The following is a 15,432-nucleotide window of genomic DNA, read 5'->3' on the forward strand; positions in this document are numbered from 1 at the left end:
GTACATTCTTTTGTCTTGTTGTCTTACAGAATTTGTCCTTGGGAGATGGTATTTTGGCCAGGAAGTTAAAGTAAACTTTTAACTTCCTATAGGATGTCTCAAATTAAACTTTTAAGACCGAACTAACCAGCGATATTGGTCATTTCAAACATCGGAACCATGACCGCAAATACGATCATCGCAATCGCAAAACCCATCAAAACAGTAACGACTGGTGTCATCAAAGATGTCAGGGATTCCAACTTGTTTTTAACCTGAAAGTCGAAGGCATCTGATACCTGGGTCAGCATGTTTTCCAGGTCGCCGGTTTTTTCTCCAATGTTAACCATGTGGATTACGATCGGGGGGAACTGGTTGGATTTTTTCAGAGGACCGGCAATCGATTCACCTTCCGCGATATTGTTGCGGGCTTCTTCGATCGCGACGGAAAGAACGCTGTTATCCACGACGTTCTTAACGATATCCAAAGCGGTCAGCATCGGAACGCCGCCTGTTAAAAGTGTCGCCAAAGTGCGAGTGAAGCGGGAAACCGCCACCATGCGCACAGCAGGACCTGCAATCGGAAGTTTCAAAGAAATAGCATCCCATTGAGCGCGGCCCGTCGGGCTGGATTTCCAGTTTCTAAACATCACAATGGCAATAAAGATCGCACCAAAGATAATGTACCAGTAATTCACCATGAACTGGGAGGCGTTGATCAAAGCGACTGTGTACCAAGGAAGCACCAGGTTTGGCGCGGACTCGAACACTGTGACCATTTTAGGAATCAGGAAAATAAATAGGAACGAAAGCAAACCCATCGTCACAACCAGCATGATAATCGGGTAGGTCATGGCGCTGGAAACTTTGGCACGAAGATCGGCCTGGGCTTCGGTAAACTCCGCCAGACGCATCAGGATCACGTCCAGGCTTCCTGACATTTCCCCGGCTTCCACCATCGAAATATAAATCTTGGTGAATATATTCGGGTACTTTTGCAGGGCTTTATGAAACGGGGAACCCTCGTTCACCATATTCTTACAGTCGGCAATGGCTTCTGAAAGAGTCGGATTTTCAACCTGTTCAGCGATCGCCGTCAAAGCATCCACCAAGGGGATATTCGCCTTCACCAGAGTCGCCAACTGACGAGTCATCAGGGAAAGATCCTTAACTTGAACGGTTTTAGTGGCGCGGGGAGCGCCTTTGGATTTTTTCGTGTCTAATTTTTTCTTGTCGCGAATATCAACGACATAAATATTATCTCTTTTGAGTTTGGTACGGGCCGCACGCAGATTTTCTGCGTCGATCACACCTTTGGTGTTTCTTCCGTCACGTGTCAGGCCCTTGTACTCAAAAATTGGCATATTATAGATCCAGTTGCGTATTCGTAGTTAACTGTTCAATTGTAGTCACACCAGCCAGCACTTTGGCAATACCATGGTCACGGAAAGTTTTCATTCCATTGGCCAATGCTTGTTTCTTCAAAGTGGCACCGTCTTTACGCTGCATGATCAATGAACGAATATCATCAGTCACAACCATCAATTCACTGATCGTCGTACGACCGGAATAACCTTTTTGCCCGCATTCCGAGCAACCCATGGCTTTGCAGATATGGCTCTTGCTTGCGACATCGCGGGAGATACCCAATAGTGACAATTCAAAATCTGTCGGCTCGTGCGGAGCCTTACAGTGTGGGCACAGAACACGCACCAGACGCTGGGCAACGACACCCATAACTGAAGTTGCGATCAAGAACGGCTCAACCCCGAAGTCAATCAAACGCGGGAAGGCGCCGGCAGAGTCATTGGTATGCAGAGTGCTTAAAACCAAGTGACCGGTAAGTGATGCTTGAATCGCAAGTTCGGCAGTTTCCAAGTCACGAATCTCACCCACCATGATGATATCCGGGTCTTGACGAAGGAAGGATCTTAATCCTGCAGCGAATGTCAGTCCGATTTTGGCGTTGGTTTGCACCTGACCGATACCATGAATACGTTGCTCCACGGGATCTTCTACAGTCAGGATGTTTACGTCAGGTTTGTTTAACTTCATCAAGCTGCCATACAGAGTTGTGGATTTACCAGAACCCGTGGGGCCGGTTACCAGCAGGATGCCGTCATTCCGGGAGAGCAGGTCATCCAGGCGATCCAGGTTCTCTCTCGAGAAGCCCAATTGCTCAAGCTCCAGAATAACTGTGGATCTATCTTGAATACGCATAACCAGGCGCTCGCCGTAAGCAGCGGGTACAGTGGAAAGACGAATATCGATGTCTTTACCGCCGACTTTCAAAGGGATGCGACCGTCTTGTGGAAGACGTTTTTCCGCGATGTTCAAGTTCGCCATAACTTTTATACGGGATGTGATCGCGTTTTGCAGTTTTTTAGGTGGTTTAAATACATCCATCAAAACACCGTCAGTACGGAAGCGTACAGCCATGTCTTTTTCATAGGGCTCAATATGGATATCTGACGCTTTTTCTTTCACCGCACGGAACAGAAGGCTATTCACCATCTTGATGACCGGCGCATCGTCTTCGCCAGCCTCCAGTAGATCCACGATAGGATCATCCAGGTCGTAATCTTCTTCGTCGATTTCATCCAGGCCCGAAAGATTCGCCGTGGATTTTTCGTACACTTTATTGATTGCATCCTGAATGCGTATCGTTGTCGTGATCAGGGGGCGGACTTTTTTGCCGAACATAACCTTCAAGTCATCCAGGGATTTCAAATTCACCGGGTTGCTGCTTAAAGCAATCAGTTGATCCGGTTCATCCTTGTAGGGGAGGACTTGGTGTTGTTTGGCGTAGTTGATCGGGATATCCCGGATCAAGTCGGCATTGATGTCTGCAACCGGAATGTCACGGATAAAATCCAATCCCAACTCTTTGCACAGATCACTGACGACTTCATCCGCTGTGGAGAATTCCTTCTGGTTTAAAGCTTCCCCGACGGTCACGGGTCTCACGACCGACGGGTTGGCAAGCACAGAACGCACTTGATCCTGTGTCATTGAAGTAGCTTTGGACAGAATTGTCAGAACATCCACAGTGGCCATTAATATTCCTTCTTAATTTCTATTCTACGTCTTCAGGGTCTGCTGGGGCTGCTTCCGGAGGAAGCTCACCTTTTGCTTTTCTGTAGATTGGATCAATCTTAGCACCATATGGGTCTTTTCCGCCCTGACCTTTGATATAGTCTATGCGTTCATCCAAGCGCTTAGAAACAACGTGGTTCATATCGTCTGAATTGCGAACGATTTTCGGAGTCAGGAATGAAACCATGTTCGTTTTTGTCTTGCGAATATCACGGGATTTGAACAACCAACCCAAAATAGGAATATCACCCAAAAGAGGGACTTTCACTACGGATTCAATGTCATCTTCCTTGATCAAACCACCCAGAATCGCTGTGTCGCCATTTTTCACGTTGATCATGGTGTTGATCGAACGTTTTGCCAGCGGCTGCGTGTTGTTTTGGAAATCCTTTGGAATTGCGGCTGATGAAAGCTGCGTCACCTGTTGTTTGATTTCCATACGGATTGAGTTTGAAGACGGACTGATGAAAGGCTTGATGTGAAGTTTGATCGTCGCATCTTCCATTGTCGGCGTCGTCGTGATGGTGCCACTCGTGCCGGACACGTTTTGCTGCATGGAAGTCACGACTTTATCACCCACTTCGATTTCCGCTTCATTGTTGTCCAAAGCGATGATCGTCGGAGTGGAAAGGATATTGGCTTTTTTGGTCTGTTTCAGGAAGTTGATGAAGCCCACCAAAGATGGAATCTTGATCGGTGTGCCACCTGTGATCGGAGTCACTTCGATTACTTTTCCGGATCCGAAGCCCAGGATCGCACCGGAACCTCCTGTAGGACTTAGCATTGTTGCCAAGTCGATACCACCATTGAAGCCGACTTTACCGTAACCATTGTCACCGTATTGGTAGTAACCAACCCCCCAAGTGTCGATATCAGATGCACTCATCTCCATGATGATTGCTTCGACGTATACTTGATCGCGGGCAATGTCGATTTTGTTCAATAGATTCAAAACCACTTCGTAGTCTTGTTTGGAAGCGGTGATAACCAAGCTGTTTGTTGCTTTGTCAGCTGTGATTTTTACGTCGCCGCCAAAAATCTCCTGTGGCGCCTGCATCTGACCACCAATTGGTGACAGAAGACTTGGGGCGCCAGTGCCAGGTTTCGGAGCGGCTTCTTTAGTTACGCCAGAAAGTGTCTGAGCGATTTTCTCGGCATCACCATTTTTAACGTAATAAACGTAAACGCCACCGGAATCTTCAGCGCGGATTCTGAAATCCAGCTGGCTGATCAGTTTTTTAATACGAACGATGCCGGATTTGTTACCAACCACGATGATGGAGTTTGTTCTGTCATCCGGGATCGCCATAAAGAAGCTTGCGCCCTGTTGAGCGGAAGTGCCGGCAGATCTGGAGAATCTTGGAACGCCTGCGGTAAATGTGCCCGGTGCAGAACCCTGGCTCTTGTTGCCTTTGTTGACGATTTTATCCACCAGGTCTGCAAGGTCTTTGGCTTTCGCGAACTTAATAGGGATAACTTCAAGTTGTTCTTCAAATCCCGGAACGTCCAACTGACTGATAATTCTCATCACGCGGTCAATATTTGCGCCGTAGTCAGAGATAATGATCGAGTTCGTTGGTTCATAGATATTCATCTCGCCATCCTTGGATGGCAGGATTCTTAGGTCACGATTTACTTGAGCCGCTGAGATGTGCTTCAAGTGGATGATTCTTGTGATCATTTGGTCGGTGTTAGGGTAGTAAGCACCGGAGTAAACGTCGATATTGTCACGTTGGGCATTTCTGGAGGATTTGATTTTCAGGAAGCCGCCAGAAGGAACCACTGTGAAGCTGTTGATGGCCAAAGCAGACAGGAAAGCGTTGTAAGCTTCTGCCACTGTGATCTTGGATGGTGCGCTGATCGTGATTTTACCGCGCACACCTGGATCGATGATAAAGTTTTTACCAGTCAACTCGCCCATGGCTTTAACCAGCTCGGTGATTTCCACATTCGGATAGTCAAAAGACTCGATGGTTTGCGAGAAGTTTTTATTGGTGATGTCCTCAGTCGGAGCTTTGGCGAATTTTTCCTTCTGTGCTTTTGTTAGCACTTGTCCGGCTTCGTCACCAGAACCAGACGCTGTTCCGCCGTGCATGACGCCAGAGGAGTCTCCGGAATCAGGAGCTGCGAAACCGCTATTATCCTGATTGCCGAAATCCGGTGGAGGTGGCGGTGGCGGAAATGATTCAAACTGCGCTTGTGCCGCAGGTGTAACCAGCTGTGCTGTCATCAATGACGCAATTCCTAAGCTGACTGATTTTTTCATAGGCTCTCTCCTCCTGAGGGAGTTTATTGAATATTATATGTCATCGTTTCGTTTTTGCCGTTGCGCTCAACCGTAAGAACAACTTTGTTATTGCTCTTCAGGGTTTGGTACAACTCCATCGCCTTGGCAGGGCTGTCGACAGGATTTCCGTCGACGGACTTAATGACATCCATTCTTTGGATGCCGAGTTGTTCGTAAATACTGCCAGGTTGCATATCTAAAACGCGGAAGCCGTTGATGTTGCCTGTGCCTGGTTCACGATTCGGAACTGCACGGGCTTGCATTAAAATACTGGAAAGATCATTTGTATATTTCAACAAAGTCGCGCGGGACAATGTGAAAGTATTGTCATTGCCTTTTTTAACTTCACCAGCAGTGGTTGGGGCTTTGGCAGCGGCGAAATTAAGTTTGCCGCCTTCTTTTTTCATCTCGATGTATTCCAAGCGGTTTGAATTCAGATTGCGGAAAACCACTTTTTGTCTTTCGATGCGAACGATGTTCGCCATGCCTTCGATTTCTTTTCCTGCAGAATAAGAAATCACCTGATTTTTTCCGCGGATTTCAATCGACGCGATGGATTTTTCAGGAATGGAATGCACAAGTGTACCAATCAAATTCAAAGGCAACTGAGACGGAACCGGATCCGCTTCTTTTTGCTCTGCCGCGCCTTTGTTTTTATCCACGAGTTGATCGGGGATCAGGCCATTGGAGGCGAAGATATTTCTGGAAGTAATATTATTGTAAAAGCCCGAGCTCACAGAGCTGGAAGCGGGTGGTGCTTTCGGGTGTGCTGGTGGCGCTGTTTGTGGCAGCATGCGATCGCGATATGAAAGAATTGCCAAGTCTGCCACGCAGTAACCGATAAAGATAAATAAAATATACGAATACCATTTTTCAAATGGTGGACGCTGATTTTTCTGGTTGCGTGAAATCACAGTTGCAAATCCTTTGTTATTTCCGGCACCTAGTCCTTGGGCCTCGGACTATCGTACCAAATCTGGGGGCGGGCTGCATCAAAAAATACATGCTGGACCATAGTCCTAACGCTCTGATTTTCATTTAAAATCCCGGAAGATAGGCCATGATAGAAGTATGAGAATTCTCTACTTCACGGATGGAGCAGGAATTGATCTAATGGGGATTCGCGAATCAGTTTTGCGGATTCCTGAAGTGCTTACCTCCCTTCGTCGCGGCCAGGAGCAGGCGCGCTACGTAGACTTAATGCAGGTAATGTCACTGTCTGATGATGAATTTCGTCAGATACCGAGTGTGTTACGCACTCTTTTGATCAACCTTGTGCAAAGAGGCTTACACCAACGCTGGGTCAATCGGGATCAGCGTGCGGATTTGATTCTGAGAAGAATCAATTATCGTTCTTTAGATGAACTAAAGAACGTCGTGCACAATTTTATCAATGCCAAAGTGGCGGGTAATGCCGTTGCTACCAAAGATTTACATCTTTTGCACTTTATGGACAAAGTCGAAATCACTGTCATCGGCCCTGGCTATGATGAAGTGGAGTTCTGGCTGCGTCGTGAAGTCACGACTCGCAAAGACGTCGAAGTTCAAATTAAAGACGTTATCGCAGCTGATCCAAATCTTGGCTGGTTCTGGCCACAGGTTCGCGACAGTTTCATCGATAATCAACAGCCCTTCATTTAATTTCAATTAATGAAGGGTTTGATCGCATCTTTTTTTATAACTACAGTTTGTTCTTCTGCACTGGCGCAAATTGCCGGCAGTTCGTTTTTTTCCGGCGTGCGTTCGATTAATCCAGGGGTGGCTCATCAGCGGGCTCAAGCTTTGATTTCTTTGGATGGCAGCAAAAAAGATATAAATAAAGATCATGAAGTCACCACTGGTGGAATTGTGGGTGGCGTGCAAACAGACGTGGCGCTTCAGAAGAACACTCTTTTTGGGGCAACAAAAGGCAGTCGGGTTACTTTTGAAGGTCTTTTTGACTATGAAACTGGGGATAAGACGGAGCATATTAATTCTACGACTTACGGAGCCCGCAATGTCACGAACTCGGCGAAGTCTGTGTATGCCGGGGGAATTGTTGATTTTGGGCTGATTGGATTGAGTGCGGCAACGGCCAAGTATGACACTTTCAATCGGTTTCGCGTGGGCACTCCTCCTAATGTTTCTGCGAATGACTTAAAAGCCGAGATTAGCTATCTACTGTTTAAAGCGGGCTCAGCGTATAATTTCAAAGGCTTTACTGTTGGCGCCTATGCGATGCAAAGAACTTCTAATGCGGATTACACTTATACCTATTACGATCCTTCTACGGGAGCGCAAGGTTCCACGGAAGTTTGGCCTGCGACAACCCAAAGTATGGGATTCGGTGCGGGCGTAGGTTTCACGGGTAAAAGTTTTCGCGTTGAAGGCAGTGTAGAGCAAATGGCAGAGTCTGATCTTGATGCCAAAGAAAATCCTTTGGAGTTGATCAAAGCTCCTCCGCTATCTGCCAGATTGAGTGTTTCGGGGGAGATGCGTCTTGGTAAATTGTCCCTTGGGGCTCGCGTGCGACAAATCTTTGGTAACTTCGCTGATCTTGAAGAATTGATACCTTCGAATTTGCTTTATAGTGATCTGTCTTCCAGCGATGAGCGTTTAGAGACTTCGTTCAACTTTGGCTGGGGTTCTGATAAGGGGATAACTTACTCTGCGTTCTTCTCTCAATCGACTGCTGAAACGGAAGAGGAGAGTAGCATCTTCATGAATGGTGAAAAGTATCCTGCTAAAACTACTTCTACTTCTTATGGTTTGAATCTTAGTTATTATTTTTAAAATTGCTGACGTCGTTCGGTGAGCTTTCTAATAAGCGAAGGCCCTCCTATATTTTCAGCACGGCCATCCTGGCCTCACTGCGCTTGGTTACCGCATCGTGCGGGCGCAGAGGCTGCAAATATAGGAGGGCCTTCGATTATTAGAAAGAACTAGAAATGTGCCAGCTTTATTAATAACTCTAGTTCATCATTAGTTAGTTAGTTAGTTAGTTAGTTAGTTAGTTGCTAACAGTCAACAATAAATCCATCATTCAATCCATCTTCATTCATTCACAGTCAGTCAGTCAGTCAGTCAGTCAGTCACCAATCAACCAGCCAGCCAACCAACCAACCAACCAACCAACTGCGACTCGGTGATTCACCGAGTATTCAATCCCAATTTTTCTGCCTCAGCCAAGTTATGTGCCCGGCATAAGACTCTCAGATTTTGCAGGTCATTTCTTCCACCCAAAGCAATTGGCTGTCTGTGATCGATTTGCAATTGGTATTTCGATTTGCACTTAGTTCCGTCAGCGCTTCGGTATTCACAGCAGTAATCTGCATGTAATAATAATGATCTTTTGGATTTTATAGAAATATGACTACGGTTTCGCGCTACCATGAAGCTTGGTGTCGATTTTCTCTTGAATTCTTGTGTGCTTGGCGCGTACTTCTCAGATACATTTTCCAACTTGTCTTTGCCAAGAATCCGTTGAATTTGCTTCACTGCAAGTACTGTTAAAACATCGGCCCAATTTCCGTCGGTCACGGTATGCGAAATTAAATCGCGTGCGGTCTCTAATGTTTTAAGTTGTTCGATGGTTAGCGTGATTTCCATGCGAACGGTTTCGTTTCTTTGAGGCGATACAATATCTTGTGTTGCAATCGGAAGATTGAAGTCTTTAGCAAGACTGGCTTTAGTTTCGAAAGAAGTTTTGTTTTCAATCTTTTCAAGAATTGCCGGAAGGGTTCTGGCTAGATCCATCTCGGATTCAGGGTTGGACTTTAGTTCTTGCTTTAAAGCAGATTGAACCTGAGTTAATTGAGTTAGCGTCAGGTTGCCGTTTTCAATTTTATCTGCAATTGCCGGTGACTTTTTCAATAGTCGCGCGGCACTGAGTCGGCGGTAAGCAGCGTCGTCGCTGTATTTCAAGTGTCGGGTTAAATAGCGAAACATAGAATCAAAGCCTAACTCTGCATAAAGACGACGCGACTCCATTTCATTAATATGGGCCAGAATAAGATGTGTAATTTTGCGTTCTGATTGTGCCAATTTATCCAGTCGTAAAGTGAGTTCTTCATTGGAAAGTGTACTTAAATTCATTGGAAACTCCTTTGTTGAAAGGGTTGTACCACAGGTTTTTAAAGGGGATTTTTCGCAGTTTTTAGAAAGTTGACGGAGAATGGGATGTGTTGACTAACTCCTTGCAGAGCGCCTAAGGATCGATCAGGTTGTGTTGAATAAGAATGAATGCGCTCGGGCTCGAAGGAAATGAAGTCGTTTAAAGGATGAGGTTTTAGAGAGATGAAAAACAGGGCAAGAAAAATTTCTTTAGAACTTAGTAACTGAAGCGATGCTTCATGGTAGCGCAAAATTTTGAAGGAATTGAGTGCAAGATAGAGAAATGAAAGAAAAGAAAATTGAAGAGAATAAAGAACCAGAAATAGTTAGCTGAATGTATATGATCAAATTGCTAGAAAAAAGTAAAAATTAAGAGATATCAAATAGGGTGTGATAACCAATGAAGCCCTGCTGAAAGCAGTCCGGAAGTCCTGCTCTGTTAGTAGAATTCAAGAAAATCAATGGTTCCATTTTGGGTGCCAATCCTTCTTATGCCGTCCATAAAAATTTTCATCAGATGCAAAGTTTGACTTAAATTCCTGAATCCGAAATTCTGTCATCAGGAGGAACGAACCGTGGAATTTGCATCAGAAACCGTTACCACTAAAAAGAACAAACCAGTAACCTTAAGATCGCCAAAAGTCGAAGATGCACAAAATATTCTAAATGCCATGGTCGAAGTCGCAGCCACCTCTCCCTATATTTTGAACGGGCCCGATTTTTTTGCGAATCAATCCCTGGAGGCGGAAATCAAATGGATTGAAGGATATCTGTCAAATCCAAGGGGTCTGTGTATTTTGGCCGAGTATCAAAACCGCGTTGTGGGAATTCTGGACTTTGCCGCATACCGTGGCGTGAAAACCCGGCATCGGTCGCTTCTGGGAATTTCTCTGCATCCCGATATGAGGGGTGAAGGATTAGGGGAGAAGTTGTTTGATAAGCTCATCAAGGAAGCAAAAAAAATAGAGGGGCTCACGCATATTGAACTCAGTGTGATGAGTGAAAATCACCAGGCTTTTCATCTGTACAAAAAAGTCGGGTTTAAAGAGTTCGGCAGAAGGCCTGAAGCCTATTTACAGCCGGATGGAACCTTTTGTGATGAAATTATGATGGGACTTAAACTTTAAGCGAGATTGCAGAATGATCGTAATAACAGAAACTAAAATATCAAAAAAAGGCAAAACAATCACTTTGCGATCTCCAGTGTTGGCGGATGCGCCGGCATTAAGAAGTATGATGGTTGCGATGGCAGAGACTGCTCCATACATTGCCAGTACTGCCGAAGACTTTCGCACCAAGCCTGCTGATAACGAGGAAAAGTGGATTGAAAGAAACAGTACTGACCCGCGCGGTATGTTGATCGTTGCTGAATGCGACGGACGAATTATCGGCAATTTGGAATTCAGTGCTGGAAACCGCACCAAATCACTTCATCGCGGTCATTTAGGGATGGGAATTGTTGAAGACATGCGCGGTGAAGGCGTCGGGGAGTTGTTGTTAAAAAAACTCTTCGCCGAGGCCCCGCGTGTCGAGGGGCTTACGCAAATTGAGTTGGGCGTAATGCATCCCAATACATCGGCTCATAACTTATACAAAAAAATGGGCTTCAAAGACTGCGGTAGAAAACCAAATGCCTTCAAGCTTCACGATGGAACATTTGCCGATGAAATTTCCATGTACGTGGAAATTTAGTTGGTTTGGTTTTTAATCCCGGTCATTGGAAGACCGAAAATGTAATAGCCCGCTGTAGATTCCATAACTTCTATGACGGGCTGAAGCTTTTCGTCTTTGCCGCAATAGTTGTGGGCTGCTTTGAAGCCGTAGTCTGTTGAACACAAAAGGTGAATTTTGTTTCCAACTCCATATTGAATCCATTTTGAATTTTTTAGCGAATTACGCGCTTTAGAATATTCGACAATTTTTTTTAAATCATTTGGAGTGAGAGCGCTTTTATCTGAAATGCAGTGCTCATGAAGGGAGCTAGAGTCGCTAGAATCGCAGCCGATGTAGTCCTCTAAAGGTTTCGTATCCTGAGAATTTATGGCTAGTGTGACTGCAGTTTTTGCGTCCTCTAGTGACTTCCAGGTTTTACTCGATTTAATTTTTTTGGCTGCGCAAATAGCCTCGATTTTTTTCGCAGCTTCCTCTTCATTGGGGTTACACAGAAAATCCTCTGTCGCCAGAGAAGAAATTGAATAAAATGACATGTCAATGATCGCGGTTTTAAGCCTGATATTCATGGCATTAGAATAAAGGGAGTGGATTAGGTCTGTCCACAGATCATCCTTGTGGAGCAGGGAGCATTGCGAGGGCTGCGCTGCTTCAGCGTTAAGCTGATTAACTTGACTGGAAGTTCCAGTGATATAGACGTTGGGTATGAAAAATACAGCCTTAAAACGTCTAATATCTTTGTTCGTGGTGGCGGCAGTCCTTGCGGCACTGGGTGTTTATTATACTCAGATGAGTGTTTCCCAAGCTCAAAGTCGCGCAGAAGAGTTTTGCAAAACAATTGAAGCCGGCAAAAGTGTTGATGAAGCCATGCAGTTGGTTGGGGCCTCGTCGTTTGATAATTTGATTTTTACGAACCCAGGTGGCGAAGTTGTGAATGCGGCCAACAGGGGAACTTTTTCTCCGTCTAAGTCTGCGGGTTTCACCAGCGGCAAGATGACCGTTCGTTTTCAAGCTAAAACCGCCGCCTTTGCAGATTGTGAAATTGAAGTAGCGAATCAGAAGGTCATTTCCGTCATAGTTACCAAGCACGCACCGTAATTAATTTTTATATAGGAAAAACCCCATGATCGGGTTCAAAAAAGCAGATATTCAAAATATGGCAGAAATTAACTCGATGATCGTTGAGTCGCGGTCTGTTTGGAACTATCCAGCAGAGTACGCAGAAGCTTCGTTGCCATTAATTATCGTTGATGAAGCTTTCCTGAGTAATGAGTTGTGTTACGAAATTCATAATTCCGGGTTGGTAGGTTTTTTGTCTTTTGTAAATGATGAAGGTGAAATTTTTCTGGAACACCTGTGGATTAAAAAATCAGTCATCAAGCAGGGGATTGGCGCGGCAACTTCAAAATTCATTGACCAACAGGCTGCTGAAAACCGCTGGTCAAAAATCAAAGTTTTCCCAGATCCTCCAGCAGAAGGTTTTTATTTGAAATGCGGATATCAAGACACCGGCAAGCGTATCCCTTCGCGTATCCCAACGGGCCCGGTATTTTCAATCTTTGAAAAAGTTTATTAGGACCATCGACGGGCAATTTGCGCTACCAAGAAATGTTGTGTCAAATATCAGTTTGGTCACGCGGAGAAAGTGTGTCTGTACCTTAAGTACCTTTAGGTGGAGAAAGTAAGGCCGTACCTTTAGAATGTAAAGAACGGCTCCATTTCAATCGGGCGCTCGTTGGAAGGATGCAGGAACGACGGTGGTTCCTGATCTGGCGGCAACATCAGATAAACCCCAAATGGCAGCTTCGCTGACACCCAATCCATCGGACGACGATAGATAAACTCCGAGCGCATCTGGTTGTAAACCAGAAACTCATTCTCGCGAGCATCATCAAAGGCCTTCCACAGCAAGGCTTCAAAAATATCGCCGTTATCTGCGTGCAGGAAATTCAAATATTTAAAATTCAAACTCGCTTCAATTTTCAGTCGTGAAAAAGGCTTGGTCATCGTGCGGGTCCAGCCCAGCATCTTGCCAAACTTTAAGAACTGCCTAAAATTATGGGCCTTCAAATTGTAAGTCATCGGGATGAAGTCCTGCATGCCTTCGGCAGACCAAGGTGCACAGCAACCGACGATGTTATCGTTCTTATCGATCGCTATAATAAAATCTTCCAGTTTCAAACCCTGCCAGCGATCCAATTTATCATGGAAGCTTTGTGCATCCCAAACAGTGGCTAAATCTTTAGAGCGGGATTTTTGCGAGATATAGTAAATCAAAGCGTCGACATTCGAAGCATTCCCGTGGCGCATGCGCAAATGCGGAAGTGGATTCTTGGCCCATGGAAAGCGACCGTGCAGGGAAATCATATTCAGTCGACGGAATAGATAATAGCGGGGTAGGGAGCGCTTGGTGTTACGTTGGCGAACGAAGGCGTTCATTGATTTGGCTTCGTTCAAACTCATCACCGTGAAAAAGTACTTTGCATCAAGTACCGAGGAGACTTCATTCATGACCGGCAAAAAGTGCTGACCCCATTCCAAAATGGCTTTACGATTTTGGGCAATACGCAGATCGCGACCGAAGGCCACAGTTTGGACTTTGTTGTTCAGTAAAACGTCGCGCACGACAAAACTTGCCATGCCTTCCAGTTTTTCCTCGTCTTTAAGGATGTATGTCAGGGCTTTTTCACCATGGATTTCATAGGGCTCGAAAAAATCCTTGTTGCGATCGATTTTGATCTGCAATGGACCGTCCAAGGGGAAGCTTTTGTAAAATTCAACTAGGGCCGCGGAGTCTTCAGGTGATGCAATCTCAAGTTTCATTCATGGACCTTTAAGTTTGTTTCCAAAGGACTTCGGTCTGTCCCATCTTCATGTTGGCCCAGCGAGCAGCGACAAATAAAAAATCACTCAGGCGATTCAGGTATTGCAAAGCCATGGCGTAACGCTCATCACGCACTGCAATTTCAGCAGAGCGACGTTCGCTACGGCGGCAGCAGGTGCGCGCCACATGCAAGTGGGAAGCGACGATGTGGCCGGCAGGCAAAATAAAATTGCGCAATTCCGGCAGGTCCGCGGTCAATTCATCAATCTTTAGCTCCACCACGCGAATTTGCTCTGCGGTGATGGGTGGCAGCATTTTGAAGACTTCGTCTTTTTCGGTGGCAAGCAGACTTCCAATGTTGAAAAGTTCATTTTGAATCTTTTCAAGGATGTCATCCAAAGAAAGCAGGATCGGATAGTCGCGCAATGAGGACCGACAGACGCCCAAATAACTGTTCAACTCATCCACGGTGCCATAAGCCTCGACGCGGGGATTGAACTTTTCGACGCAGGAGCCATCCACCAAACGGGTCGTGCCCTTGTCGCCAGTACGTGTATAGATCTTAGCTTTGGGAGGTGTCGTCATAACTTTTGCCCTTTTCAATTTAAGTGTCGCGTTTTACTGTTAAGGGGTCAAGAGAGGTTCCTATGGAAATCACAGCACCGTTGATGGTAACAATTCCGCATTCTGGAGAGAAAATCCCTCCACAGACTCCCTGGTTGAATACGCTGCCAGAAGAAATCGTTATGTGCGATGTGGATCGTTACGTCGACTTTTTGTATGAGCCCACTCTGCACAAACTGCAGATTCCCTATGTTAAAACCGAGTGGCATCGTTATGCGGCCGATATGAATCGAGTACCCGAAGACGTGGATGCGAGCTCTGTGATCGGTAACGGAAATCCTGCAGGAATGCACAACCGTGGTTTTCACTGGGTCATCACAACCTACAAACATCAGTTGATGAAAGAGCCAATGAGTCAGCAATCACATGATGAGCTGGTGAAGTTGGTGTATGAGCCTTTCCATAGTAATATCCGCGACCTTTACGCGAAACTTCACGCAAAAGGTTACACTAAAACTTATCACATTGATGCGCACAGCATGCCTTCGGTCGGCACCAGTGAGCACCGTGATCCAGGAGAACGTCGCGCTGATATCGTCGTGAGCGACAGCAAAGGGAAAAGCTGTGATCCAAGATTCAAGGATCTGGTGATCGCAGCCTATGTGACCGCAGGATTCAAAGTTGGATACAACTGGCCGTATTTTGGCGGTCGCGTCACAGAGCAATACGGCGATCCAACGCGAGAAATGCATACTTTGCAGGTCGAAATGAATCGCGAACTTTACATGGATGAGAAGACCAAGAAGCTGAAGCCTGAAGAAGCTAAAAAAGTGCAGGAGAAAATCAGCTTCGCACTCAGCTATATCCGCAACAATTTGCAGCACCTAACGTAGGGTGTCGAAGGCCGAAAAGCATAGTC

At 45.7% G+C, this 15,432-nt stretch carries 15 protein-coding genes; 7 read left to right on the forward strand and 8 right to left on the reverse strand.

Going from position 1 to position 15,432, the window contains the following annotated elements; translation table 11 throughout:
* Positions 1 to 122 precede the first annotated feature (122 nt).
* The 4 genes from gspF to gspC are packed head-to-tail and all read right to left on the reverse strand — an operon-like array spanning position 123 to position 6,276.
* Positions 123 to 1,343: a type II secretion system inner membrane protein GspF gene (gene gspF / locus ACLVWR_RS13840; RefSeq protein ID WP_340599522.1), complete on the reverse strand. Its 1,221-nt coding sequence runs from the start codon at positions 1,341 to 1,343 to the stop codon at positions 123 to 125.
* Position 1,344: 1 nt separating this feature from the next.
* The gene (gspE, locus tag ACLVWR_RS13845; RefSeq protein WP_413581225.1) at positions 1,345 to 3,036 is read right to left on the reverse strand and encodes a type II secretion system ATPase GspE; all 1,692 of its coding nucleotides are present in this window, start codon (positions 3,034 to 3,036) and stop codon (positions 1,345 to 1,347) included.
* 19 nt (positions 3,037 to 3,055) lie between these two features.
* The gene (gene gspD / locus ACLVWR_RS13850; RefSeq protein WP_413581226.1) at positions 3,056 to 5,341 is read right to left on the reverse strand and encodes a type II secretion system secretin GspD; all 2,286 of its coding nucleotides are present in this window, start codon (positions 5,339 to 5,341) and stop codon (positions 3,056 to 3,058) included.
* Between the two features lie 23 nt (positions 5,342 to 5,364).
* Positions 5,365 to 6,276, reverse strand: a complete 912-nt coding sequence (gene gspC, locus ACLVWR_RS13855) for a type II secretion system protein GspC (protein ID WP_413581227.1) — start codon at positions 6,274 to 6,276, stop codon at positions 5,365 to 5,367.
* A 157-nt stretch (positions 6,277 to 6,433) separates the two neighbouring features.
* On the opposite strand from gspC, the gene ACLVWR_RS13860 reads away from it, so the two are divergent.
* Together ACLVWR_RS13860 and ACLVWR_RS13865 are read left to right on the forward strand one after the other, a co-directional pair.
* On the forward strand, positions 6,434 to 7,003 hold the full coding sequence (locus ACLVWR_RS13860; protein ID WP_413581228.1) for a hypothetical protein: 570 nt from the start codon (positions 6,434 to 6,436) through the stop codon (positions 7,001 to 7,003).
* A gap of 18 nt (positions 7,004 to 7,021) precedes the next feature.
* A complete protein-coding gene (locus tag ACLVWR_RS13865; RefSeq protein ID WP_413581229.1) occupies positions 7,022 to 8,134 on the forward strand; it encodes a hypothetical protein in 1,113 nt (370 codons plus the stop codon).
* 357 nt (positions 8,135 to 8,491) lie between these two features.
* Here the strand turns inward: ACLVWR_RS13865 and ACLVWR_RS13870 are convergent, their stop codons facing one another.
* The gene (locus ACLVWR_RS13870; protein ID WP_413581230.1) at positions 8,492 to 9,436 is read right to left on the reverse strand and encodes an HNH endonuclease; all 945 of its coding nucleotides are present in this window, start codon (positions 9,434 to 9,436) and stop codon (positions 8,492 to 8,494) included.
* 593 nt (positions 9,437 to 10,029) lie between these two features.
* Between ACLVWR_RS13870 and ACLVWR_RS13875 the strand changes: the two genes are divergently transcribed.
* Together ACLVWR_RS13875 and ACLVWR_RS13880 are read left to right on the forward strand one after the other, a co-directional pair.
* Entirely contained in the window at positions 10,030 to 10,581 is a 552-nt protein-coding gene (locus ACLVWR_RS13875) for an N-acetyltransferase family protein (RefSeq protein ID WP_413581231.1), read from the forward strand.
* A 13-nt stretch (positions 10,582 to 10,594) separates the two neighbouring features.
* Positions 10,595 to 11,146, forward strand: a complete 552-nt coding sequence (locus tag ACLVWR_RS13880; protein ID WP_413581232.1) for an N-acetyltransferase family protein — start codon at positions 10,595 to 10,597, stop codon at positions 11,144 to 11,146.
* Here ACLVWR_RS13880 and ACLVWR_RS13885 read toward each other — a convergent pair.
* Positions 11,143 to 11,661, reverse strand: a complete 519-nt coding sequence (locus ACLVWR_RS13885; protein WP_413581233.1) for a hypothetical protein — start codon at positions 11,659 to 11,661, stop codon at positions 11,143 to 11,145. The two genes, ACLVWR_RS13880 and ACLVWR_RS13885, sit on opposite strands and share 4 nt — an antisense overlap.
* 169 nt (positions 11,662 to 11,830) lie before the next feature.
* Here ACLVWR_RS13885 and ACLVWR_RS13890 point away from each other — a divergent pair, with 169 nt between their 5' ends.
* Together ACLVWR_RS13890 and ACLVWR_RS13895 are read left to right on the forward strand one after the other, a co-directional pair.
* Positions 11,831 to 12,223 carry a hypothetical protein gene (locus ACLVWR_RS13890; RefSeq protein WP_413581234.1) on the forward strand — a complete coding sequence of 131 codons (393 nt, stop codon included), beginning with the start codon at positions 11,831 to 11,833 and terminating at the stop codon, positions 12,221 to 12,223.
* 25 nt (positions 12,224 to 12,248) lie between these two features.
* A complete protein-coding gene (locus ACLVWR_RS13895) occupies positions 12,249 to 12,701 on the forward strand; it encodes a GNAT family N-acetyltransferase (protein WP_413581235.1) in 453 nt (150 codons plus the stop codon).
* A 119-nt stretch (positions 12,702 to 12,820) separates the two neighbouring features.
* Here ACLVWR_RS13895 and ACLVWR_RS13900 read toward each other — a convergent pair whose 3' ends face one another.
* Together ACLVWR_RS13900 and ACLVWR_RS13905 are read right to left on the reverse strand one after the other, a co-directional pair.
* Positions 12,821 to 13,948: a hypothetical protein gene (locus ACLVWR_RS13900; protein ID WP_340599512.1), complete on the reverse strand. Its 1,128-nt coding sequence runs from the start codon at positions 13,946 to 13,948 to the stop codon at positions 12,821 to 12,823.
* Between the two features lie 10 nt (positions 13,949 to 13,958).
* Positions 13,959 to 14,534: a cob(I)yrinic acid a,c-diamide adenosyltransferase gene (locus ACLVWR_RS13905; protein ID WP_340599511.1), complete on the reverse strand. Its 576-nt coding sequence runs from the start codon at positions 14,532 to 14,534 to the stop codon at positions 13,959 to 13,961.
* Between the two features lie 62 nt (positions 14,535 to 14,596).
* On the opposite strand from ACLVWR_RS13905, the gene ACLVWR_RS13910 reads away from it, so the two are divergent.
* Positions 14,597 to 15,406, forward strand: coding sequence for an N-formylglutamate amidohydrolase (locus ACLVWR_RS13910; protein WP_413581236.1), 810 nt, complete (start codon positions 14,597 to 14,599; stop codon positions 15,404 to 15,406).
* Positions 15,407 to 15,432: the final 26 nt, after the last annotated feature.

It is taken from the genome of Bdellovibrio sp. HCB288, assembly GCF_047305935.1.
In the GTDB taxonomy this organism is placed as follows: Bacteria; Bdellovibrionota; Bdellovibrionia; order Bdellovibrionales; family Bdellovibrionaceae; genus Bdellovibrio.

What these genes read in the sequence shown, in the direction of transcription:
- ACLVWR_RS13880 (WP_413581232.1), top strand. Translation starts at nt 10,595, where the DNA reads ATGATCGTAATAACAGAAACTAAAATATCAAAAAAAGGCAAAACAATC.
- ACLVWR_RS13895 (WP_413581235.1), top strand. Translation starts at nt 12,249, where the DNA reads ATGATCGGGTTCAAAAAAGCAGATATTCAAAATATGGCAGAAATTAAC.
- gspD (WP_413581226.1), bottom strand. Translation starts at nt 5,341, where the DNA reads ATGAAAAAATCAGTCAGCTTAGGAATTGCGTCATTGATGACAGCACAG.
- ACLVWR_RS13885 (WP_413581233.1), bottom strand. Translation starts at nt 11,661, where the DNA reads ATGTCATTTTATTCAATTTCTTCTCTGGCGACAGAGGATTTTCTGTGT.
- ACLVWR_RS13860 (WP_413581228.1), top strand. Translation starts at nt 6,434, where the DNA reads ATGAGAATTCTCTACTTCACGGATGGAGCAGGAATTGATCTAATGGGG.
- gspE (WP_413581225.1), bottom strand. Translation starts at nt 3,036, where the DNA reads ATGGCCACTGTGGATGTTCTGACAATTCTGTCCAAAGCTACTTCAATG.
- gspF (WP_340599522.1), bottom strand. Translation starts at nt 1,343, where the DNA reads ATGCCAATTTTTGAGTACAAGGGCCTGACACGTGACGGAAGAAACACC.
- ACLVWR_RS13905 (WP_340599511.1), bottom strand. Translation starts at nt 14,534, where the DNA reads ATGACGACACCTCCCAAAGCTAAGATCTATACACGTACTGGCGACAAG.
- ACLVWR_RS13870 (WP_413581230.1), bottom strand. Translation starts at nt 9,436, where the DNA reads ATGAATTTAAGTACACTTTCCAATGAAGAACTCACTTTACGACTGGAT.
- ACLVWR_RS13890 (WP_413581234.1), top strand. Translation starts at nt 11,831, where the DNA reads ATGAAAAATACAGCCTTAAAACGTCTAATATCTTTGTTCGTGGTGGCG.
- ACLVWR_RS13900 (WP_340599512.1), bottom strand. Translation starts at nt 13,948, where the DNA reads ATGAAACTTGAGATTGCATCACCTGAAGACTCCGCGGCCCTAGTTGAA.
- ACLVWR_RS13910 (WP_413581236.1), top strand. Translation starts at nt 14,597, where the DNA reads ATGGAAATCACAGCACCGTTGATGGTAACAATTCCGCATTCTGGAGAG.